General features: G+C 72.3%; 18 protein-coding genes. 6 read left to right on the top strand and 12 right to left on the bottom strand.

Features of this window, described 5'->3' with window-relative positions; translation table 11 throughout:
- Positions 1 to 155 precede the first annotated feature (155 nt).
- Genes pdhA (ACIQU4_RS23330) through ACIQU4_RS23320 form a run of 3 tightly spaced genes read left to right on the top strand, consistent with a single transcriptional unit; the run spans position 156 to position 3621 of the window.
- Positions 156 to 1292 carry a pyruvate dehydrogenase (acetyl-transferring) E1 component subunit alpha gene (gene pdhA, locus ACIQU4_RS23330; RefSeq protein WP_403733852.1) on the top strand — a complete coding sequence of 379 codons (1137 nt, stop codon included), beginning with the start codon at positions 156 to 158 and terminating at the stop codon, positions 1290 to 1292.
- Positions 1289 to 2287 carry an alpha-ketoacid dehydrogenase subunit beta gene (locus ACIQU4_RS23325; RefSeq protein ID WP_403733849.1) on the top strand — a complete coding sequence of 333 codons (999 nt, stop codon included), beginning with the start codon at positions 1289 to 1291 and terminating at the stop codon, positions 2285 to 2287. Before pdhA (ACIQU4_RS23330) ends, ACIQU4_RS23325 begins: the two co-directional genes overlap by 4 nt.
- Positions 2287 to 3621 carry a dihydrolipoamide acetyltransferase family protein gene (locus ACIQU4_RS23320; RefSeq protein ID WP_403733846.1) on the top strand — a complete coding sequence of 445 codons (1335 nt, stop codon included), beginning with the start codon at positions 2287 to 2289 and terminating at the stop codon, positions 3619 to 3621. The genes ACIQU4_RS23325 and ACIQU4_RS23320 overlap by 1 nt, the downstream gene beginning before the upstream one ends.
- A gap of 65 nt (positions 3622 to 3686) precedes the next feature.
- On the opposite strand, the gene ACIQU4_RS23315 is transcribed toward ACIQU4_RS23320, so the two are convergent.
- From ACIQU4_RS23315 to ACIQU4_RS23270, 10 genes are all read right to left on the bottom strand, one after another.
- Complete coding sequence (locus tag ACIQU4_RS23315; protein WP_403733843.1) at positions 3687 to 4664, bottom strand: NAD(P)H-quinone oxidoreductase; 978 nt, start codon at positions 4662 to 4664, stop codon at positions 3687 to 3689.
- Between the two features lie 35 nt (positions 4665 to 4699).
- On the bottom strand, positions 4700 to 5800 hold the full coding sequence (locus tag ACIQU4_RS23310) for a potassium channel family protein (protein ID WP_403733841.1): 1101 nt from the start codon (positions 5798 to 5800) through the stop codon (positions 4700 to 4702).
- Positions 5788 to 7092 (bottom strand): molybdopterin molybdotransferase MoeA, encoded by a 1305-nt coding sequence (locus tag ACIQU4_RS23305; protein ID WP_403733838.1) that lies wholly within the window; start codon positions 7090 to 7092, stop codon positions 5788 to 5790. The genes ACIQU4_RS23310 and ACIQU4_RS23305 overlap by 13 nt, the downstream gene beginning before the upstream one ends.
- The gene (locus ACIQU4_RS23300; RefSeq protein WP_403733835.1) at positions 7089 to 7958 is read right to left on the bottom strand and encodes an NTP transferase domain-containing protein; all 870 of its coding nucleotides are present in this window, start codon (positions 7956 to 7958) and stop codon (positions 7089 to 7091) included. Before ACIQU4_RS23300 ends, ACIQU4_RS23305 begins: the two co-directional genes overlap by 4 nt.
- Before the next feature lie 120 nt (positions 7959 to 8078).
- Positions 8079 to 8612 (bottom strand): bacterial proteasome activator family protein, encoded by a 534-nt coding sequence (locus tag ACIQU4_RS23295; RefSeq protein ID WP_030153082.1) that lies wholly within the window; start codon positions 8610 to 8612, stop codon positions 8079 to 8081.
- 93 nt (positions 8613 to 8705) lie between these two features.
- A complete protein-coding gene (locus tag ACIQU4_RS23290) occupies positions 8706 to 11528 on the bottom strand; it encodes an FtsX-like permease family protein (RefSeq protein WP_403733832.1) in 2823 nt (940 codons plus the stop codon).
- A complete protein-coding gene (locus tag ACIQU4_RS23285; RefSeq protein ID WP_403733829.1) occupies positions 11525 to 12301 on the bottom strand; it encodes an ABC transporter ATP-binding protein in 777 nt (258 codons plus the stop codon). The genes ACIQU4_RS23290 and ACIQU4_RS23285 overlap by 4 nt, the downstream gene beginning before the upstream one ends.
- Before the next feature lie 28 nt (positions 12302 to 12329).
- Positions 12330 to 12986: a PadR family transcriptional regulator gene (locus tag ACIQU4_RS23280; protein ID WP_403733826.1), complete on the bottom strand. Its 657-nt coding sequence runs from the start codon at positions 12984 to 12986 to the stop codon at positions 12330 to 12332.
- 107 nt (positions 12987 to 13093) lie between these two features.
- A complete protein-coding gene (locus tag ACIQU4_RS23275) occupies positions 13094 to 13639 on the bottom strand; it encodes a hypothetical protein (RefSeq protein ID WP_403733823.1) in 546 nt (181 codons plus the stop codon).
- Positions 13640 to 13802: 163 nt separating this feature from the next.
- Entirely contained in the window at positions 13803 to 15497 is a 1695-nt protein-coding gene (locus ACIQU4_RS23270; RefSeq protein WP_403733818.1) for a protein kinase, read from the bottom strand.
- Between the two features lie 229 nt (positions 15498 to 15726).
- On the opposite strand from ACIQU4_RS23270, the gene ACIQU4_RS23265 reads away from it, so the two are divergent.
- Positions 15727 to 17319, top strand: a complete 1593-nt coding sequence (locus ACIQU4_RS23265) for a protein kinase (RefSeq protein WP_403733812.1) — start codon at positions 15727 to 15729, stop codon at positions 17317 to 17319.
- A 12-nt stretch (positions 17320 to 17331) separates the two neighbouring features.
- On the opposite strand, the gene ACIQU4_RS23260 is transcribed toward ACIQU4_RS23265, so the two are convergent.
- Both ACIQU4_RS23260 and ACIQU4_RS23255 read right to left on the bottom strand, forming a co-directional pair.
- Positions 17332 to 17748, bottom strand: coding sequence for a pyridoxamine 5'-phosphate oxidase family protein (locus ACIQU4_RS23260; protein ID WP_403733809.1), 417 nt, complete (start codon positions 17746 to 17748; stop codon positions 17332 to 17334).
- A 138-nt stretch (positions 17749 to 17886) separates the two neighbouring features.
- Positions 17887 to 18549: a response regulator gene (locus ACIQU4_RS23255; protein WP_403733806.1), complete on the bottom strand. Its 663-nt coding sequence runs from the start codon at positions 18547 to 18549 to the stop codon at positions 17887 to 17889.
- A gap of 326 nt (positions 18550 to 18875) precedes the next feature.
- Here ACIQU4_RS23255 and pdhA (ACIQU4_RS23250) point away from each other — a divergent pair, with 326 nt between their 5' ends.
- On the top strand, positions 18876 to 20099 hold the full coding sequence (pdhA, locus tag ACIQU4_RS23250) for a pyruvate dehydrogenase (acetyl-transferring) E1 component subunit alpha (protein ID WP_403733803.1): 1224 nt from the start codon (positions 18876 to 18878) through the stop codon (positions 20097 to 20099).
- Entirely contained in the window at positions 20099 to 21079 is a 981-nt protein-coding gene (locus ACIQU4_RS23245; RefSeq protein ID WP_403733800.1) for an alpha-ketoacid dehydrogenase subunit beta, read from the top strand. Before pdhA (ACIQU4_RS23250) ends, ACIQU4_RS23245 begins: the two co-directional genes overlap by 1 nt.
- Positions 21080 to 21106: the final 27 nt, after the last annotated feature.

Below are 21106 nucleotides of genomic sequence, written 5' to 3'. Positions count from 1 at the left end.
GGACGTCCTGCACCCATCCCAGGGCCCCGGCGTCACTTTGTCCACAGCCTGGAGCCGCCTGTAGCCAAATTGCGCCATCGACCGAACAATCGGTTGGTGAGGCGCCTCACAGCCGAGTCGCCCTGCCCGCTTCCCACGAGGAGGTGTACGCCGCCATGACGGTCCAAGAGCTGCCCGGTGCCGGTGCATCCCACCGCTCCACCCCGCCGCCCGCCTGGAGGCCCCGTACGGATGCCGCCCCGCTGCTCCCGGACCCCGAGCCGTACCGGGTGCTGGGCACACCGGCCGCCGAGAAGCTCGACCCCGAGCTGATGCGCCGCTGCTACGCCGAGCTGGTGCGCGGCCGCCGGTACAACGCCCAGGCCACCGCCCTCACCCGGCAGGGCCGACTGGCCGTGTACCCCTCCACCGTCGGACAGGAGGCCTGCGAGATCGCGGCCGCGCTGGTCCTGGAGGAGCAGGACTGGCTCTTCCCGAGCTACCGCGACACCCTCGCGGCCGTGGCGCGCGGACTCGACCCCGTCCAGGCGCTGACCCTGCTGCGCGGCGACTGGCACACCGGGTACGACCCGCGCGAGTACCGGATCGCCCCGCTGTGCACCCCGCTCGCCACCCAGCTGCCGCACGCGGTCGGCCTGGCGCACGCGGCCCGCCTGCGCGGCGACGACGTGGTCGCGCTCGCCCTGGTGGGCGACGGCGGCACCAGCGAGGGCGATTTCCACGAGGCGCTGAACTTCGCGGCCGTCTGGCAGGCCCCGGTGGTCTTCCTGGTCCAGAACAACGGTTTCGCGATATCGGTCCCGCTGGCCAAGCAGACCGCCGCCCCCACCCTGGCGCACAAGGCCGTCGGGTACGGGATGCCCGGCCGCCTCGTCGACGGCAACGACATCGCCGCCGTGCACGAGGTGCTGTCCGAGGCCGTCCGGCGGGCCCGGGCCGGCGGCGGACCGACGCTGATCGAGGCGGTCACGTACCGCGTCGAGGCCCACACGAACGCCGACGACGCGACCCGCTACCGCGGTGACGCCGAGGTCGAGGCATGGAAGGCGCACGACCCTGTGGAGCTGCTGGAGCGCGAGCTGACCGCCCGCGGAATGCTGGACGGGGCGGGCATCCAGGAGGCCAAGGACGCCGCCGAGGTGATGGCCGCGACCCTGCGCGAGCGGATGAACGCCGAGCCCGTGCTCGACCCGATGGACCTGTTCGAAAACGTCTACGCGGAGCAGACCGGCCGGCTCCGCGAGCAGGCGGAGATGCTGCGCGCCGAGCTCGACGCGGAGGAGCAGTCGTGACCACGGTGGCCGTGAAGCCGGCGACGATGGCGCAGGCCCTGCAGCGGGCCATGCGCGACGCGATGGCGGAGGACCCGACGGTCCACGTCATGGGCGAGGACGTCGGGACGCTGGGCGGGGTCTTCCGGATCACGGACGGCCTCGCGAAGGAGTTCGGCGAGGAGCGCTGCACGGACACCCCGCTCGCGGAGGCCGGGATCCTGGGCGCCGCGGTGGGCATGGCCATGTACGGGCTGCGGCCGGTCGTGGAGATGCAGTTCGACGCGTTCGCGTACCCGGCGTTCGAGCAGCTGATCTCGCACGTGGCGAAGATGCGCAACCGGACGCGCGGCGCGATGCCGCTCCCGATCACCATCCGGGTGCCGTACGGCGGCGGGATCGGCGGCGTGGAGCACCACAGCGACTCCTCCGAGGCGTACTACGTGGCCACCCCCGGCCTGCACGTGGTGACCCCGGCGACCGTGGAGGACGCGTACGGGCTGCTGCGCGCGTCGATCGCGAGCGACGACCCGGTGGTCTTCCTGGAGCCGAAGCGGCTGTACTGGTCGAAGGCGCAGTGGAACCCCGGGACGCCGGCGGCCGTGCCGGGGATCGGGAAGGCACTCGTCCGGCGTACCGGCACGAGCGCCACGCTGATCACGTACGGGCCCTCGCTGCCGGTGTGCCTGGAGGCGGCCGAGGCGGCGCGCGAGGAGGGCTGGGACCTGGAGGTCGTGGACCTGCGCTCGCTCGTCCCGTTCGACGAGGAGACGGTCGTGGCCTCCGTACGCCGCACAGGGCGCGCGGTGGTGGTCCACGAGGCGAACGGCTTCGGCGGACCGGGCGCGGAGCTCGTCGCCCGCATCCAGGAGAAGTGCTTCCACCACCTGGAGGCGCCGGTGCTTCGGGTGACGGGCTTCGACATCCCGTACCCGCCGCCGATGCTGGAGAAGCACCATCTGCCCGGTGTGGACCGGATCCTGGACACCGTGGCCCGCCTGCAGTGGGAGAACTGATGCCGCAGGTAATGGAGTTCAAGCTCCCCGACCTCGGGGAGGGACTGACCGAGGCCGAGATCGTCCGCTGGCTGGTGGCGGTGGGCGACGTCGTCGCCATCGACCAGCCGGTGGTCGAGGTCGAGACGGCCAAGGCGATGGTGGAGGTGCCGTGCCCGTACGGCGGTGTGGTCACCGCCAGGTTCGGGGAGGAGGGCACGGAACTCCCCGTCGGAGCACCGCTGATCACGGTGGCGGTGGGTGCGGGGGAGGCCGCGGAGGCGGAGCCCGAGGATTCCGGCTCGGGCAACGTCCTGGTCGGCTACGGGACGGACCACTCGCGCACGGCGCGTCGGAGGCGGGTGCGACCTGGCTCCGCAGCGCCGGCCGGTGCCGCTGCTCCCGCACCCGCTCCCATCGCACCCGCTCCCATCGCGACGGCTCCCATTGCGACCGCTCCTGCCGCTGCCGCTCCCCCGGCGACCGGTCCCGTCGCCGTGATCTCGCCGCTCGTGCGCAAGCTGGCGCGGGACCACGGGATCGACCTGCGCGGGCTGACCGGGTCCGGGCCCGAAGGGCTGATCCTGCGCTCGGACGTGGAGGCGGCGCTCCGGGCGCCGGAGCAGGCTCCCGTCGCCGCCCCCGCCCCTGTGGCGGCCGCGCCGGCGGGTGAGCGGGTGCCGCTGAAGGGCCTGCGGGGCGTGGTGGCCGAGAAGCTGTCGCGCAGCCGCCGGGAGATCCCGGACGCCACGTGCTGGGTCGACGCCGATGCGACCGAGCTGATGGCGGCGCGGGCCGCGATGAACGCCGTGGGCGGGCCGAAGATCTCGGTGCTGGCGCTGCTGGCCCGGATCTGCACCGCCGCGCTGGCGAAGTACCCCGAGCTCAACTCGACCGTGGACCTCGCGGCGAACGAGATCGTACGGCTGCCCTCCGTACACCTGGGCTTCGCGGCGCAGACGGAGCGCGGGCTGGTGGTCCCGGTGGTCCGGGACGCGCAGGCCCGCAACCCGGAGTCGCTGTCGGCGGAGTTCGCCCGCCTGACCGAGGTCGCCCGGGCCGGGAAACTGGCCCCGGCCGACCTCACCGGGGGCACGTTCACCCTGAACAACTACGGGGTGTTCGGTGTGGACGGCTCCACGCCGATCATCAACCACCCGGAGGCGGCCATGCTCGGCGTCGGCCGGATCGTGGCCAAGCCGTGGGTCCACAAGGGTGAGCTGGCGGTCCGCCAGGTCGTCCAGCTGTCCCTGTCCTTCGACCACCGGGTCTGCGACGGCGGCACGGCGGGCGGCTTCCTCCGCTACGTCGCGGACTGCGTGGAGTCCCCCGCGGTGCTCCTGCGTTCGCTGTAACGGGTGCCCTGCGCGGGTTCTCTCCCCCGGTCGGGGAGAGAACCCGCGCAGCGGGGACCGGCCGGTCAGGTGGTCAGCAGGAGCTTGCCCACGTGGGTGCTGGATTCCATCGTGCGATGGGCCTCGGGGGCTTCGTTCATCGGGAACGACCCGTGCACCACCGGGTTCACCCGGCCCGCGGCCACCAGCGGCCAGACGTGTTCCCGTACGGCGGCGACGATGGCCGCCTTCTCCTCCAGCGGGCGCGCCCGCAAGGAGGTGGCGGTGATGGCCGCCCGCTTCGCCAGCAGCGCGCCCAGGTTGAGCTCCGCCTTCACCCCGCCCTGGAGACCGATCACCGCGAGCCGGCCGTTCACGGCCAGGGCGTCCAGGTTCCGCGCCAGGTACTTCGCGCCCATGATGTCCAGGATCACGTCCGCCCCGGCGCCGCCCGTCGCGGCCCGCAGCTCCGCCACGAAGTCCTGCTCGCGGTAGTCGATCAGGATGTCCGCGCCCAGCTCCTTGCAGCGGGCCAGCTTCTGCGGACCCCCCGCGGTCACCGCCACCGTGGCGCCCACCGCCTTCGCCAGCTGGATGGCCATCGTGCCGATGCCGCTGGAACCGCCGTGCACCAGCAGCGTCTCGCCGGGGCGCAGGCCCGCCACCATGAACACGTTCGACCACACCGTGCAGACCACCTCGGGCAGCGCCGCCGCCGTGACCAGGTCCACGCCGGCCGGGACCGGCAGCAGCTGGCCCGCCGGGACGGCCACGCGCTCCGCGTACCCGCCGCCGCCGAGCAGGGCGCACACCTCGTCGCCCACCGCCCAGCCGGACACCCCCGGGCCGAGGGCGGCGATCCGCCCCGAGCACTCCAGGCCGGGGTAGGGGGAGGCGCCGGGCGGGGGATCGTAGAACCCCTGGCGCTGGAGGATGTCGGCGCGGTTCACGGCGCTCGCCGCGACGTCGACGAGGACCTCGCCCTCGCCGGCCACCGGATCGGGTACCTCGGCCCAGACGAGGGCCTCGGGGCCGCCGGGCTGTTCGATGGTGATCGCATGCATGGCCCGGAGGGTACGCCAACTCCGTGACGGGTCGGCTACTTCGCGGGCCCCAGCGTCACCGTCGGCGAGGCGGGCGGCGCCGCCCGCACGATGGTGATGAGACGGTCCGTCAGCTGGAGCGGGCTCGCGTGCGGGTCGTCGTACGCGAGCAGCCGGTGGCCGCGCAGCACGCTCACCACCAGGTCATCCGTCTCCCGTACGCCCTTGCCGACCTCGGCCTTCCGCACGGGCCGCTCGATCAGGTCCAGCCCGCTGCCCTGATGGATCAGATCCTCCATCACCGTGCCCGCGCTCGGGCTCAGCACCGAGAGCCCCAGCAGCCGGCCGGCGGCGCTCGCGCTCGTGATGACGGCGTCCGCGCCCGACTGGCGCAGCAGCGGCGCGTTCTCCTCCTCGCGGACCGCCGCGACGATCTTCGCTCCGCGGTTCATCTGCCGCGCCGTCAGGGTGACGAGCACGGCGGTGTCGTCCCGCTGTGTGGCGATCACGATCTGACGGGCCTTCTGGAGCTCGGCGCGGAGCAGGACATCGGAGCGGGTGGCATCGCCGACCACTCCGGTGAAGCCCTCCGCGTTGGCCGTGTCGATCACCTTGGCGCTCGGGTCCACGATGACGACCTGCTCCTTCCGGAGACCGGTGGCCAGCAGCGTCTGCAGGGCCGAGCGGCCCTTGGTGCCGAAGCCGACGACGACCGTGTGCTCACGCAAGTTCTTCCTCCAGCGGTTCAGCCGCCACTCCTCCCGGGTCTTCTCGGTCAGGACCTCCAGTGTGGTTCCGACCAGGATGATCAGGAACAGCACGCGCAGGGGAGTGATCAGCAGGATGTTGGTCAGTCGTGCGCTGTCGCTGTACGGGACGATGTCGCCGTAGCCGGTCGTCGACAGGGTCACCGTGGCGTAGTAGACGCAGTCGAGGAAGTCGACCTGCTCGTTGGCGTTGTCGTGGTACCCGTCGCGGTCGAGCCACACGATCATGACCGTCAGGAACAGCACGAACAGGGCCATCAACAGGCGTTTGCCGACCTGCCGGAGCGGCTTCTCCACGACGCGCCTGGGCAGTTTGATGCGCCGTGAGACGAGTTTCTCGTCGGCGCCCCGGGCCATCGCGTCGTGGCCGTGAAGTTTCACGTGAAACATCCTCCGGAGACCCACGGCAGATCCAGGATCTCCAGGTCCTGTCCGTCGCGCGCGCCGTGCGGCGGTACGACGGCCAGCCCGTCGGCGGCGGCCACGCCGCGCAGCATCGCGGGACCGTTGTAGCGCAGCGGTACGGCGTGCTCGTCGGTCAGCAGGACGGGCACGAGCCGGGTGTCGTACGGGTGTCCTGGTACGTCGCCCTGCACCGGGACCGTGTACCGGGGCCGCTGGCGGCGGCCGGCCAGGGCGCGCAGCAGCGGTTCGGCGAGGGTCAGCAGCCCGGAGACGGCGGCGAGCGGGTTGCCGGGCAGGCCGACCAGGTGGCGGCCGTCCGTGCGGTCGCCGAGCCGGGCCAGCAGCATGGGGTGCCCGGGGCGTACGGCGACCCCGTCGACCAGCAGTTCGGCGCCGGCCTCCCGCAGGACGGGATGGACGTGGTCGACGGGGCCGGAGGCGGTGCCGCCGGTGGTGACGACCAGGTCGGCGTCGGAGTCCGTGACGGCGGCCAGCAGGGCCTTGGCTCCGGCCGGGTCGTCGCCGAGCCGCCGGGTGGCGGTGACCTCGGCGCCGAGCCGGGTGAGCCAGGGGCCGAGCATGGGGCTGAGGGCGTCCCGGATCAGGCCGTCGTGCGGGCGGCCTTCGGTGAGCAGCTCGTCCCCGAGCACCAGGATCTCGACGCGGGGCCGGGGCCGGGTGGTGAGCTCGTCGTACCCGGCGGCCGCCGCGAGGCCCAGGACGGCGGGGGTGACGAGGGAGCCGGCGGGCAGCAGCAGGTCGCCGGAGCGGCATTCCTGGCCGCGCGGGCGGATGTCCTGGCCGGTGAGGACGGCCCGGTCGGCGTGGAGCTGGGTGCCGGACTCGCGCGAGTGCTCGCTGCGGATCACGGCGGTGGTGTCGGCGGGGACCCGGGCGCCGGTGGCGATCCGTACGGCCTCTCCGTCGGCCAGCGGCTCGGGGCGGTCGGAGCCGGCCAGCACCCCGCCGCCGGGGCGGACGGTCCAGGGCCCGGGGCCGGCGACGGCCCAGCCGTCCATGGCGGAGCTGTCGAAGGACGGCAGGTCGGTGAGCGCGTCCAGGGACTGGGCCAGCACCTCGCCGAGCGCGTCGGCGAGGGGGACCCGGTGGGTGCGGGGCCGGATGCCGGAGCCGGCGCGGGCGGCGGCTTCCCGGGCCTGCGGCCAACCGGTGGCGCGGTGGCCGCCGGTGGCGTCGGCGGTACGGGGGTCGCGGCTGACCAGGGCCAGGGCCTCGTCGAGGGCCCGGAGCGCGTGGTCGGCATCGGTGGGGGTCATCCTGAGCCGTTCTCTCGGGCCTCTGCCTCTGCCTCGGCTTCGGCGGCCCAGCGCAGGGCCAGGTCGGCGGCCTTGCGGGAGGCCTCGGCGACTGCGGTGGCGGGGTCGCCGCCGGCGGCTTCGGCCCGGGCGGCCGCGTAGCCGACCAGGAAGGTGGTCAGGGGGGCGGCGGGCCGGGCGACGCCGTGTGCGGCGTCACGGGCGAGGTCGAGCAGGATCTTGGTGTCGACGGCGACGTCGATGCCCAGCTCGGTCTTGACGGCGGTGATCCATTGGTCCAGCACGTTTCCATGCTCCCTGATCCGGGCTCGGGCGACCGCGAGATCTTCCCAGGTGTCGCAGTCGAAGGAGGCGAGTGGCGCAGAGTCCGTCACCTTTGTCAGGTCGAGATCGGCGGTGAGGGCGCGCAGGGGTAGGCCGGAGAGGGTGCCGTGTTCGGTCGCCAGGAGGGCGATCTCGCGGCGCAGCGGTTCGGCGCGGTAGGCGGCGACGAGGGGCTGGTCGCGGCCGGTGGGGTCGCGCAGCAGGGCGCCGTCGCCTCCGGCGGAATCCAGCAGCGTCCGGACCGTGGCCCGGTCGAGGAACGGCAGGTCGGCCGAGAGGACGAGGACCAGCTCGGCGGTGGTCGCGCGCAGCCCGGCGTCCAGGGCGGCGACGGGTCCGGCGCCGGGCGGGTCCTCCCGGGTCCAGCGGACCGGGCGGGCGGTGGGCCGGCGGCCACCGACCACGACGGTGGTGGCGGCGTCGGCGCAGGCGTCCAGGACGCGGTCGAGGAGCGCCCGCCCGCCGACGTGGAGGGCGGGTTTGTCCGCGCCGCCGAGTCGTCTTGCGGCGCCGCCGGCCAGCACGATCGCGTCGTAGGTCATACCCCCGAGTATGCGCGGCCCATGTTCCCTGCGGGGAGCTGCACTTACCGGGTGCCTGTACGGGACCGGGGTCCCGGGGCTCACGCCCCCGGGACCCCGGGTCTCATGTCACGTCGCCGCTTACAGGTACGGGCCCGAGCGGATGGCGCCGTGGCCGTCTTCCTCGTCCGTCGGGGCGCCCGGCGGGAGGGCGCGGCGCATCTGTTCCAGCTGGGCCCGCGCGGCCATCTGCTGCGCGAACAACGCGGTCTGGATGCCGTGGAACAGGCCCTCCAGCCAGCCCACCAACTGGGCCTGGGCGATCCGCAGTTCCGCCTCGGAGGGGATCGCCTCCTCGGTGAACGGGAGCGACAGGCGCTCCAGTTCCTCCACCAGTTCCGGAGCCAGACCGTCCTCCAGCTCCTTCACGGACGCTGCGTGGATGTCCTTCAGACGGACCCGGCTGGCCTCGTCCAGAGGTGCGGCGCGGACCTCTTCCAGAAGTTGCTTGATCATGCTGCCGATCCGCATGACCTTGGCGGGCTGTTCGACCATCTCCGTCACCGGGACCTCGCGCGACTCGTCATCGGCGCCGCCGACCGGCATCCCGTCCTGTCCCACGATCAGGCCGTGCGGGGGGCTGTCCTGCGACCGTTCACTCCTCGGCATCTCCATGCCGTCATTCTCTCGCACACCGTCTTACTCACACGGTGTGCCCCCGTACGGGCGTGATCCACCCTGTACGGGGGCGAGAACGCACAGTGACCGTCAGCCCGCCTCGCGCCGCGCCATGGCGCCGCTGGACTTGGTGACCAGGGCGGCCAGCAGGGCCGCGCCCAGCGGGACCACGATGAGCAGCCCGCCGAGGGTCTCCCACGGCACCGCGATCGGCACGTACAGCGTGTCTTTCGCGTCGCCGGCCATCTCCATGAGGTGTTCCGTCTCCCGCCGCTGGACCAGCCGCAGGCCGACCGCCGGCAGGATGCCCGCCGCCGAGCCCAGGACCACGCCCATCAGGGCCACCACCCCGCACTGGAAGCCGCTGAGCGTGCGCCGCACCCGCGGCGGCGCGCCGACCGCCGCCAGGGTCTTCAGATCGGCCTCGGCATCGGCCTGCGCGAGTCCGGTGGCGATGCCGGCCGCGCCGATGGTGACCAGCCCCGCGAAGACGGTGAGGGCCAGCATGGTGATGTCGGCCGCGGCCTGGTAGCCGGCCTCGATGGTGACGGGGGCCTCGACGCCGATCTGGTCGATCCGCGCGGCCACCCGCTGCTTCTGCTGGCTGGTGGCCGTGCCGTCCTGGGTGAAGTACGAGGCGTACGGCAGGACCGTCAGCCCGGCGGTCTTGGCCGCGGCGGGCGGCAGGACGAGTTGGAGGCCGTAGCCCTCCGCCGTGTCGGGCGTCTGGTGGACGGCGAAGACCTTGTCCTCCCCCTTTGGGTCGACCCCCCGCTCGTAGGTCTCGTCCTTGTTGTCGATCAGCCGGACGGTGACCTTGCCGTCCTTGACGTTGCGCTTGTCGAACGAGACGCCCTTGCCCTCCTTCAGGGCGGACACGGCGCCGGGATCGGTGACCGCGAGCACCGCCAGCAGCTTCTCGTCGGCGATGACCACGGCGAACCGCGAGGAGTGGCGGTCGTACGTGCACCGCGGGTCTTGGCGCAGCTCCTTCCGCCGCGCGGGGCTGAACGAGTCGGGCCCGTCCGTGGCTTCGAACAGCGGGCAGCGCTGCTCCTTGGGACGCATGATCTCGGCCCGGCCGCAGCCCTCGGGGCCGGTGAACCGCTCACAGCCGGGCTTGCCGAACGAGATGTGGTCCACGTCCGCCCGTACGGCCAGCGGGAGTTCCTGCGTCAGGGCCTCGCGGATGGCGGGCATGTCCTTGCTGCGGCCGAGCTCCTGGAGCGTCACCACCCCGGCGCCGTCCGGGAGGTCGGCGACGTACTCGTGGCGGGCCTGGAGCTCCATGCTGTGCTGGTACGTGGCCACCGCGACGGTGCCGGCGACGGCGGCCAGGACGGCGGCCACGGCCGGTGCCGTACGGCCCCGGTTGCGTACGGCGTCGCGCAGCGCGAGCCGCGGCGACAGCGGCAGCCAGCGCCCGAGCCGCCCGAACAGGCCGACCAGCACCGGGGTGAGGGCGACGATGCCGAGCTCGGCGATGGCACTGCCGCCCGCGACGACGGTGGCGCCCATCCGGGAGGCCGTGCCGTAGAGGGCGATGGCGGCGCCGGCGGCGAGGGCGATCAGGCCGAGGACGGGCAGCACCCGGTTGGCCCGGCGGACCCCGCGACGGCCGGTCAGGGAGGCCAGCACGGTCTGCCGGGAGGCGGTGACGGCCGGGGCGATCGCGGCCAGCAGGCCGGTCACGACGGCGAGCAGGGCGATGCCGAGGATCTCCAGCGGGCGCAGCGTGAAGCCGCCGAAGCGCGCGCCGAGATTCTCCTCCAGCCACGGCCGCAGCCCCACGGTGAGGGCGACACCGACGACGGTGCCGGTGACGGCGGCCGCGGCGCCGATGACGAGGCCGCCGGAGAGCACGATGGCCCGGATGTGGCGCCGGTCGCCGCCGTTGGCGCCGACCAGGCCGAGCTGGCGGCGCGAGCGCCGGGCGCCGACCGCGAAGGCGGGTCCGGCCAGCAGGCAGATCTCCAGCATCGCGAGGCCCACGACCGTGGCCAGGACGGCCAGTTCGGTGGCGGGGAGTCCGTCCTTCGCGGTGTAGTAGCCCAGTTCCTTCTGCTGGGCGATGTACGGCACCTCGGACTCGGCCGGCGGGTCGAGGTGCACGGCGCGGGAGACGACCTGCACGCTCTTCGTGTTGAGCGCCTTGACCATGTTCCACGTGAAACCATCGCCGCCGACCTTGACCAGGTAGGTGTCGGTGGCGACCACGCCGGGGACCCCGGCGGTCTGGAAGGCCTTGTCGAGCGGGGCCAGCAGGGTGCCGGGCGGGGCGAGGACCTCGGAGTGCCCGAGCTCGGAGGGCAGCTCGTACGCGCCCACGATCCGGTACCACGTCTCCGAGCCGCGGGCGCGGAACTCGGAGCCCACGAAGAGCCCGGACTCCTCCAGGAAGGCGGTCGTGGCGATGACCTCGCCCGCTTCCCGGGCCGGCCGCCCGCGCTTCATTTCGATCATGCCCTTGACCAGCGGGCTGGCCGCGTCGATCTCCCGCAGGCCGGTGTCCAGCAGGCCGTACCGGGTGCGGATCTTGGCGTGCGCCGTGCTGTCCTTGAGGGACTGGGCACCCGCCGGGATCGCGGAGGTCAGCAGTTTCGGATCCGTCTCCGATCTGGGGTTGTACTTGTCGTAGCCGCCGACGGGCATGGAGTTCCTGCCCTCGACGTCCTGGTAGACGGGCCCGCTCAGCTCGGAATCCTTCAGCCGGGCGTCGGCCGCGCCGATCTGACGGGAGACCTTCTGCTCGGGCGAGAGCTCGGCGCTGCGCAGGGTGAGGTCGGCGGCGCTCACGCCGACAATCGGCAGGGCGATCATGGCGAGGACGAGGGTGCTGCGGCCCTTGGCGCGCCAGGCGTCGCGGCGGGCGATCCGGATGGCCGCGATCCAGGAGTGGTACGAGGACTTCACCGGCCGGCCTGCCCGGAGAGCAGGGAGTCGGCCTGGCTGCGCAGGGTCTCGTCGACCACGCTGCCGTCGCGCAGGAAGACCACGCGGTCCGCCCAGGCGGCGAACCGCGGTTCGTGGGTGACGAGGATTCCGGCGGCGCCCGCGTCGCAGCGCGAGCGCAGCAGGGCGAGGACGGATTCGCCGGTCTCGGAGTCGAGCGCGCCGGTGGGCTCGTCCGCGAGGACCAGGCGGCGGTCGCCGACGAGGGCGCGGGCGATTGCCACCCGCTGCTGCTGGCCGCCGGACATCTCGTCGGGGAAGCGGTCGGCGAGCTGCCCGAGACCCATCTCCTCCAGGGCGGCCAGGGCCGAGGAGCGGGCCTTGCGGGCGGAGGTCCCGTCGAGCTCCCGGGGCAGTGCCACGTTCTCGGCGGCGGTGAGGGCCGGGATCAGGTTGTAGTCCTGGAAGACGTACCCGATGCTGCGGCGGCGCAGCGCGGCCAGCTGCTTGCGGTTCGCGGTGGTGATGTCGGTGCCCTCGACGATGACGCGGCCGCTGGTGGGCGTGTCGAGGCCGCCGGCCAGGGTGAGCAGCGTGGACTTGCCGGAGCCGGAGGGGCCCATGACGGCGACGAGTTCGCCGGGGTACACGGACAGGTCGATGCCGCGCAGGGCGTGCACCTCGGTGGCGCCGCTGCCGTGCGTGCGGACGAGCTTGTCGAGCTGGAGCACCGGCCGTGCGGACGGTGCGGGCGGTGTGGACGGTATGTGGGGTGCGGACTGCTGGTCGGGCATGGAGGTCCCCCCTGGGACGGTGGTGGCTTCAGCCCCGCGGCGTGCGGAACGTGCGGGGCTTCGGTGCGGCGGCGGTCGCGGGGCCGGCGGCGCCGGTTTCTGTGGCCTGGGGCGGGTCGGGCTCGGCTCTCCGGTCGGCCGGCAGGGAGAGCCGTACGAGGCGTGCTTCGGAGTGGTCGAGCCAGCGGGCCTCGGCCTCGGTCTGGAAGATCAGCTGCTCCAGGACCAGCAGCCAGGCCACGTCGTCGCGTTCGCGGGACTTCCCGCTCTCGATCGCGGCGAGCGCCTGCGCCTTGAGCCGGGTGTAGTCCTGCATCGCCTTGATCGTGGCGTGCCGCTGGGCCTGGATGACGGCGCGGATGTCCACGCCGGGGGCGCCCACGGCCATGGCGAGCTTGATGGACAGCTCGTCACGGGGCGGGTTGGTGCGGTCGACGGGGCGCTCGTACCACTGGTGCAGTTCGGCGCGTCCGGAGTCGGTGATGGCGTAGAGGGTGTGCCCGGCGGTGTCCTGGCCGCCGGGTGCGACGAGGCCGTCGCGTTCCAGGCGGGCGAGGGTGGTGTACACCTGCCCGACGTTGAGCGGCCAGGTGGAGCCGGTGCGGGATTCGAACTCGGTACGCAGCTGAGAGCCGTACCGAGGACCCCTTTCCAGCAGGGCGAGGAGGCCGTGGCGGATCGACATACTCAGTATGTATACCGAGTATGCAGGGCCGCGCAACCATCCAGAGGCGTAGGCCGGAAGGGGGACGGGCGGCCCCGCCTCCCGCTCGGGACGGGGGTGCGGGGGTGTCAGAGGCCCTTGCGCAGCCGCATCCCGAGGTAGCCCAGACCCAGCCCCATCAGGGCGAATCCGGTGCCGAGCGGCAGTATGTGCGCGGCCAGGTCGGCGGCGCGCTCGTTCGGGCCGGTGCCGATCGCGGTGACCACGGGCGGGGGGCTCGGCGGGGGCGGCGGAACCGGCCGCGGGCTGGCCGGCCGGTGGCGCGGGCGCGCCGGGAGGGGGCGGGCGGCGAGCACCGTCTCCGGGTTCGCGGGCTCGGCGGCGGGCCGCCCGGGCCGCTCCCGCCCGACGCCGGCGGCGCTGCCGGCGAGTTCCTCGTACGCCTCGTGCGGTACGTCGGCCACCGGGTCGGCCTCGGGATCGTCGGTCTTCGGCGCGGCGGCGGGAGCCCTGCCCGGCAGGGCCGCGGCGGGGGGCCGGACGGCCGCGACGCGACCGGCCGGGGACGAGGCGGCGCCGGACGCGGCGGAGGCGACGGGGGTGGCGGGGGACAGCGCGGCGGCGGCCACTGCGGCCCCGGCCAGCCAGCGCTGCGCGCGGAGGCGTTGAGTCACGGGGAGCCCCTCCCGTCCCGAGCAGCCGAGATGTTGTGCTCAGGTTCACATAATGGGGCAAAACAGGCATCTCGGGCGGCCCATCAGGGTCGCCCGGGATGCCGGGTGTGTCGCGCGGGGCCTGCTCGTGCCGCGCGAGGGGCTACGGGTGCCTCGCGGGGACCTACTCCTGATTGCCGGTCGACACGGTCAGCGTGTACTCCGTGCCTTCCTTCTCGATCTTGTCCCCGGGCCGCGGGCTCTGGTCCAGCACGGTGTCCTTGCCGTACACGGCCTCGTCCTTGTCGACGATCTTGTACTTGCCGCCGGAGGCCTGGATGCACGCCTTGACCGAGAGCAGGTTCTTGTAGCGCAGGTCGGGCGCCGTGTACTTGGTGGCGTCGCTGAAGTGCTTGCTCGGGTCCTTGCACTTGGCCGCGTCGATCGTGCGCGAGGTGTCCGGACCCTTGTAGCCGGCCTTGGCCGAACCCGAGGCGGACGTGGAGGCCCCGGACGACGCGGCCGTGTCGCCGGTCTTGCCCTTGTCGTCTTCGCCGTTCATCGAGATCGCCGCGATCAGACCGCCGACGGCCAGCAGCGCCACCACGATCGCGCCGACGACCACCGGCGTGTTCCGCTTGTCGCCGCCCCCGCCGGACGGGGCCGTGGAGGCCGCCGGGGAGATGGTGAACGGCGGCGGCGTCTGCGGCGCGTACTGCTGCTGGTGCTGCTGGTGCGTGACCGGCTGCTGCTGCGGCGGGTACGCGTACCCGCCCTGCCCGTGCGCCTGCGCCACCGTCGGCGGGGTCTGCGGTGCGTACGGGGACGGCGCCGGGGTCGGCGCGTACGGCTGCTGCACGGCCTGGGCCGGCGGCGCCTGGAACCCGGAGTCCACCGGCGGGAACACGGCCGAGCCCACGCCCGCCCCGCTGGCGCCCGTGTGCGCGCCGGGCACGATGGCCGGCGCCCCGGTCCGGCCGGCCGACATCACCCGCGCGACCTCGTCATGCATGGCGGCGGCGGTGGGGAAGCGCTCGTTCGGGTTCTTCTTCAGGGCCCGCGCCACCAGCGCGTCCATCGCCGGGGTGACCGAGCGGTTGATGGAGGACGGAGCGACCGGCTCCTCCTGCACGTGCGCGTACGCGATGGCCAGCGGCGAGTCCGCGTCGAACGGGATCCGGCCCGTCAGCAGCTGGAACAGCATGATTCCGACCGAGTACAGGTCGGACCGGGCGTCGACCCCGCGCCCCAGCGCCTGCTCGGGCGACAGGTACTGGGGGGTGCCGACGACCATGCCGGTCTGCGTCATCGAGGTGACCCCCGACTGCATGGCGCGGGCGATGCCGAAGTCCATCACCTTGACCAGGCCGCGCTTGGTCATCATCACGTTGCCGGGCTTGATGTCGCGGTGGACCAGGCCCATCTCGTGGCTGACCTCCAGCGCGGCCAGCACGTCGGCCGTCACCTTCAGCGCCTTGTCGGCCGGCATCGCCCCGTACTGGCGGATGTCCGCCTCCAGGACCGAGCCGAGGGGCTGGCCCTCCACGTACTCCATGACGATGTACGGCATCACCGCGGCGTCGCCCGCCCCGGGACCGCTGAACGTCACTTCGCCTTCGCCGGTGTCGAAGACCGAGACGATGTTCGTGTGCGACAGTTTCGCAACAGCCTGCGCCTCACGGCGGAAGCGCTCGCGGAACGACTGCTCCCGGCCGAGATCGCTGTGCAGGGTCTTGATGGCGACCTGCCGGTCGAGCGCCGAGTCGTACGCCAAGTAGACGGACGCCATACCGCCCGCACCCAGCAAGTCCCTTAGCTGGTAACGGCCACCGGCCAGAGAGCCGCCCGCGTACTGGCCCTGAGTGCCGTCCTGGCTCATGACTGTTGCTTCCCCTCGGGATGTGTCCCAACGCCTCTGGCTGAGCGCATGTGGCGCCCAGTCTGCCGGAGGGCAAGCACACGTCAAGCCAGGTGCCCGTTCCGTGACCACGGGGCCACGGCGCGCCATTGTCCGGACGGCGATCTGTTCCGAGGCTGTAGCGTTCATCGGAGCACCCGAAAAGGACCTACCGCTGAGCGGCGGCCGAGAGAGACGACGGCGAGGACTGATGGCACCCGAACCCGAGGGAAACGGCGCCGGGATGGCCGAGGGTCCTGAGCATTGGGGCGCCGGCGGCCTGGTCGGCGACGGCCGCTACCGGCTCACCCACCGCCTGGGCCGCGGCGGCATGGCGGAGGTGTTCGCCGCCGAGGACGTCCGGCTGGGCCGGACCGTCGCCGTCAAGCTGCTGCGCGCCGACCTGGCGGAGGACCCGGTCTCCAAGGCCCGCTTCACGCGTGAGGCCCAGTCGGTCGCCGGGCTCAACCACCACGCCGTCGTCGCCGTGTACGACTCCGGTGAGGACAAGGTCGGCCCCAATACCGTCCCGTACATCGTCATGGAGCTGGTCGAGGGCCGCACCATCCGCGATCTGCTGATCAGCGCCGAGGCCCCGGGCCCCGAGCAGGCGCTCATCATCACCTCGGGCGTGCTGGAAGCCCTCGCGTACTCGCACCAGCACGGCATCGTGCACCGCGACATCAAGCCCGCGAACGTGATCATCACCGAGACCGGCGCGGTCAAGGTCATGGACTTCGGCATCGCGCGCGCCCTGCACGGCGCCCAGTCGACGATGACCCAGACCGGCATGGTCATGGGCACCCCGCAGTACCTGTCGCCCGAGCAGGCTCTCGGCAAGGCGGTGGACCACCGCTCCGACCTGTACGCGACGGGCTGCCTGCTGTACGAACTGCTCGCGCTGCGGCCCCCGTTCACCGGCGAGACCCCGCTGTCGGTGGTCTACCAGCACGTGCAGGACGCGCCGGTTCCGCCCTCGCAGCTGCCGGAGGGCCACCACATCCCGCAGGAGCTCGACGGGCTCGTCATGCGCTCCCTCGCCAAGGACCCGGACGACCGGTTCCAGAGCGCCGAGGAGATGCGCGGGCTGGTCCAGTACGCGCTCCAGATGCTGCACGACCAGGGCGCGAACACCGGCACCTGGAACACCGGCCCGGTCACCATGGCCCTGCCCCACGGGCGTGGCGGGGCGCAGACCACGGCGATGCCGATGGGCCAGGCCGTCGGGCAGCAGCCGTACGCGGCGCACGCCACGACCTCGCAGTTCCAGCAGCCGATGATGGTGCCGCCGCTGAACCCGGACGACGGCTCGGCCTTCCCCGGCGGGGGCGGGTACGACAACCGCGGCCACGGCGGCGGGCAGGGCGGCCACGACGGGTACGACGGCTACGACGACCGCGGCAGCAGCCGCTGGAAGCTGTGGCTGTTCGCGGTGCTTGCGATCGTCGCGATCGCGGGCGGCGTGGCGTACGCCGTCACCTCGGTGTCGGACAAGAACAAGGACGACAGCACTCCGCCCGCCGTCCAGAGTTCTTCGAGCGGCCAGCAGAGCGCCCCGTCCGAGCAGCAGAGCGCGTCCACGCCGGAGACGCCGTCGTCGCGTTCGTCGGAGGACCACGTGTCCACGTCGCCGAGCCGCAGCAAGTTCACTCCGAGCACCAGCCCCTCCACGTCGCCTTCGACGAGCCCGTCGACCTCGCCGTCGAGCAGTCCGTCGAAGTCCTCGCCGAAGCCGTCCTCGTCGGCGTCGAAGAGCGTGAGCCCGCCGGTGGAACCGCCGAATAACCCCCTGGGAGACCAGTAGGGAATTCGCAGCTCAGAGGACGTGCTGGTACTCCCTGTCCGGATTTCCGGCCAGGGAGTGCACGGTGACGAACTGGGGCTCGATTCGCATGTGGACGGGGTCGAAGACCGCGCCGTCCACGAAATGCGGCCCGGGCCCGAATAGTTCGAGTTCCCGGGTGGTCGGCTCGATGATCTGGGCCGTTCCGGTGAACTGCACGGACCACAGGCGGGGATCCGCGGAATTGAAGTTGTCGGCGCCGTAGGCCACCACGCTGCCGTTGCACGCCTGGTGGTAGCCGAAGCCCGCGTGCATTCTCAGCACGACGTCGCCGTCCACCACGATGTGGCGGGCGGGGGCGAGGAAGGGCAGCGCGCGCATGCTGGTGGCCACCCTGCCGTAAGGCACCCGGCCTAGCAGTTCGATGGCGTGGAGTTCCTCCGGAGACATGGGTCCACTCTCCGGTACGGATGATCCGGCCGAAAAGAGGAGGCCGCCCCGATGATCGGGGACGTTGGTCCCGAGTGAACGGACCCTCCCACGGAACGGGCAGGTCGCACCGTCACGCCGTACGAAGGCTGCGCAGGTTCAGGCGCGCTTCTCGGCCTGCAGCCGGGCCACGTACGCCGCGGCCTGGGAGCGGCGCTCCATGCCCAGCTTGGACAGCAGGCTGGAGACGTAGTTCTTGATGGTCTTCTCGGCCAGGTGCAGCCGCTCGCCGATGACGCGGTTGGTCAGGCCCTCGCCGATCAGGTCGAGGATCTTCCGCTCCTGCTCGGTGAGGTTGGCCAGGCGGTCGTCGCCCTTGCCGTTCTTGCCGTCGCGCAGCCGCTCCAGCACCCGCGCCGTGGCGACCGGGTCCAGCAGCGACTTGCCGGCCGCGACGTCCCGTACGGCGCTGAGCAGCTCGTTGCCGCGGATCGCCTTGAGCACGTATCCGGAGGCCCCGGCCATGATCGCGTCGAACAGGGCCTCGTCGTCGGCGAACGAGGTCAGCATCAGGCACTTGATGTCCTCGTCCTGGGAGCGCACCTCGCGGCAGACCTCGACGCCACTGCCGTCAGGCAGGCGCACGTCGAGCACGGCCACGTCGGGACGGGTGGCGAGGATGCGGACCAGGGCATCCGCGGCGGTACCTGCCTCGCCGACGATCTCGATGTCCTCTTCGACCGAAAGGAGCTCATGAACGCCGCGACGTACCACTTCGTGGTCGTCCAGGAGGAATACCTTGATTTTTCCGTCTTCGCGCACGAACTCAGTTTCACACACTCACCCCTTCCCTGACGTCGTTACCCGGGATAACGTGCCGTTGTTCCGGCCCCCTGCAAGGCTGTGACCAGTGGTTGTTCCCCACCCGGCGGATTTACTTGGAAATCCAAGCAAAAACGCAGGTCAAGTGGGGTTTCGCAGATATGCGGCGCACTGGGTAACGTGCATTGCGCAGGGCACTTGCCGGGGCACCTGTCACGCCTGAATCCGTACACGAGGCGCACCCACCCTTGTGCGCTGGTACAGATCCAGGTGAGCCGCACTGGACCCCGGAGAACCCGGGAGCCGGACCGACGGAGGAGCAACACGTGACCGTGGAGAGCACTGCCGCGCGCAAGCCGCGACGCAGCAGCGGCACCAAGCGGGCGGCAGGCGCGGCGAGCGCCGCCAAGGCCCCCGCTGCCAAGGCTGTCGCCACCGCGCAGAACGCCGAGCCCCAGCTCGTACAGCTGCTGACGCCCGAGGGAGAACGGGTCGGCGCAGCGGACAATCCCGACGCTGCGGAGTTCCTGTCCTTCGTCGAGGACATCACCACCGAGGACCTGCGCGGGCTCTACCGCGACATGGTCCTGACCCGCCGCTTCGACGGCGAGGCGACCGCCCTCCAGCGCCAGGGCGAGCTGGGCCTGTGGGCCTCGCTGCTCGGCCAGGAGGCCGCCCAGATCGGCTCCGGTCGCGCGCTGCGCGACGACGACTACGTGTTCCCGACGTACCGCGAGCACGGCGTGGCCTGGTGCCGCGGCGTCGACCCGACGAACCTGCTCGGCATGTTCCGCGGTGTGAACCACGGCGGCTGGGACCCGAAAATCAACAACTTCCACCTGTACACGATCGTGATCGGCTCGCAGACGCTGCACGCGACCGGTTATGCGATGGGCGTGGCCAAGGACGGCGCGGACTCCGCGGTCATCGCCTACTTCGGCGACGGCGCGTCCAGCCAGGGCGACGTCGCCGAGGCGTTCACCTTCTCGGCCGTCTACAACTCCCCCGTGGTGTTCTTCTGCCAGAACAACCAGTGGGCGATCTCCGAGCCGACCGAGCGCCAGATGCGCGTGCCGCTGTACCAGCGCGCCCAGGGCTTCGGTTTCCCGGGCGTCCGCGTGGACGGCAACGACGTCCTGGCCTGCCTCGCGGTCACCCGCTGGGCGCTGGCGCGGGCCCGCGCGGGCGAGGGCCCGACCCTGGTCGAGGCGTTCACGTACCGCATGGGCGCGCACACCACCTCCGACGACCCGACGAAGTACCGGCGGGACGAGGAGACGGCGGCCTGGGAGGCGAAGGACCCGATCCTGCGCCTGAGGACGTACCTGCTGGCGAGCGGCGGGGCCGACGAGGCCTTCTTCGAGGCCCTGGAGGTCGAGAGCGAGGCGCTGGGCAAGCGGGTGCGCGAGGTCGTGCGCGCCATGCCCGACCCGGACACCATGGCGATCTTCGAGAACGTCTACGCGGACGGGCACGCGCTCGTCGACGAGGAGCGCGCCCAGTTCGCCGCCTACCTCGCTTCCTTCGAGTCGGCCGAGGAGGGTCACTGATGGCTGTCGAGAAGATGTCGATCGCGAAGGCGCTCAACGAGTCCCTGCGCAAGGCCCTGGAGCAGGACCCGAAGGTCCTGATCATGGGCGAGGACGTCGGCAAGCTGGGCGGTGTCTTCCGGATCACCGACGGACTGCAGAAGGACTTCGGCGAGGAGCGGGTCATCGACACCCCGCTCGCCGAGTCCGGCATCGTCGGCACGGCGATCGGCCTGGCGCTGCGCGGCTACCGCCCCGTGGTGGAGATCCAGTTCGACGGGTTCGTCTTCCCCGCGTACGACCAGATCGTCACGCAGCTCGCGAAGATGCACGCGCGTTCGCTGGGCAAGGTCAAGATGCCCGTCGTCGTCCGCATCCCGTACGCGGGCGGCATCGGTGCGGTGGAGCACCACTCCGAGTCCCCCGAGACGCTGTTCGCGCACGTCCCGGGCCTGAAGGTGGTCTCGCCCTCGAACGCGAGCGACGCGTACTGGATGCTCCAGCAGGCGATCCTCAGCGACGACCCGGTGATCTTCTTCGAGCCGAAGCGGCGCTACTGGGACAAGGGCGAGGTCGACACCGACGCGATCCCGGACGCCCTGCACGCGGCGCGGGTGGCGCGGGAGGGCTCGGACATCACCCTCGCGGCGTACGGCCCGATGGTGAAGGTCTGCCTGGAGGCGGCGGCCGCGGCGGCCGAGGAGGGCAAGTCGGTGGAGGTCGTGGACCTGCGCTCGATGTCCCCGATCGACTTCGACGGGCTGCAGGCCTCGGTGGAGAAGACCCGCCGGCTCGTGGTCGTCCACGAGGCCCCGGTGTTCCTGGGCACGGGCGCGGAGATCGCCGCTCGCATCACGGAGCGGTGCTTCTACCACCTGGAGGCGCCGGTGCTGCGCGTGGGCGGATTCCACGCCCCGTACCCGCCGGCCCGCCTGGAGGACGAGTACCTGCCGGGCCTGGACAGGGTGCTCGACGCCGTCGACCGCTCGCTTGCGTACTGAGGAGAGCGTTCCCGTGACGATCCGCGA

Origin of the sequence: Streptomyces sp. NPDC090741, assembly GCF_044769045.1 — a bacterium.
Lineage (GTDB): Bacteria > Actinomycetota > Actinomycetes > Streptomycetales > Streptomycetaceae > Streptomyces.
The sequence above is the reverse complement of the archived record's forward strand: the minus strand, read 5'-3'. Positions and strand labels throughout refer to the sequence as shown.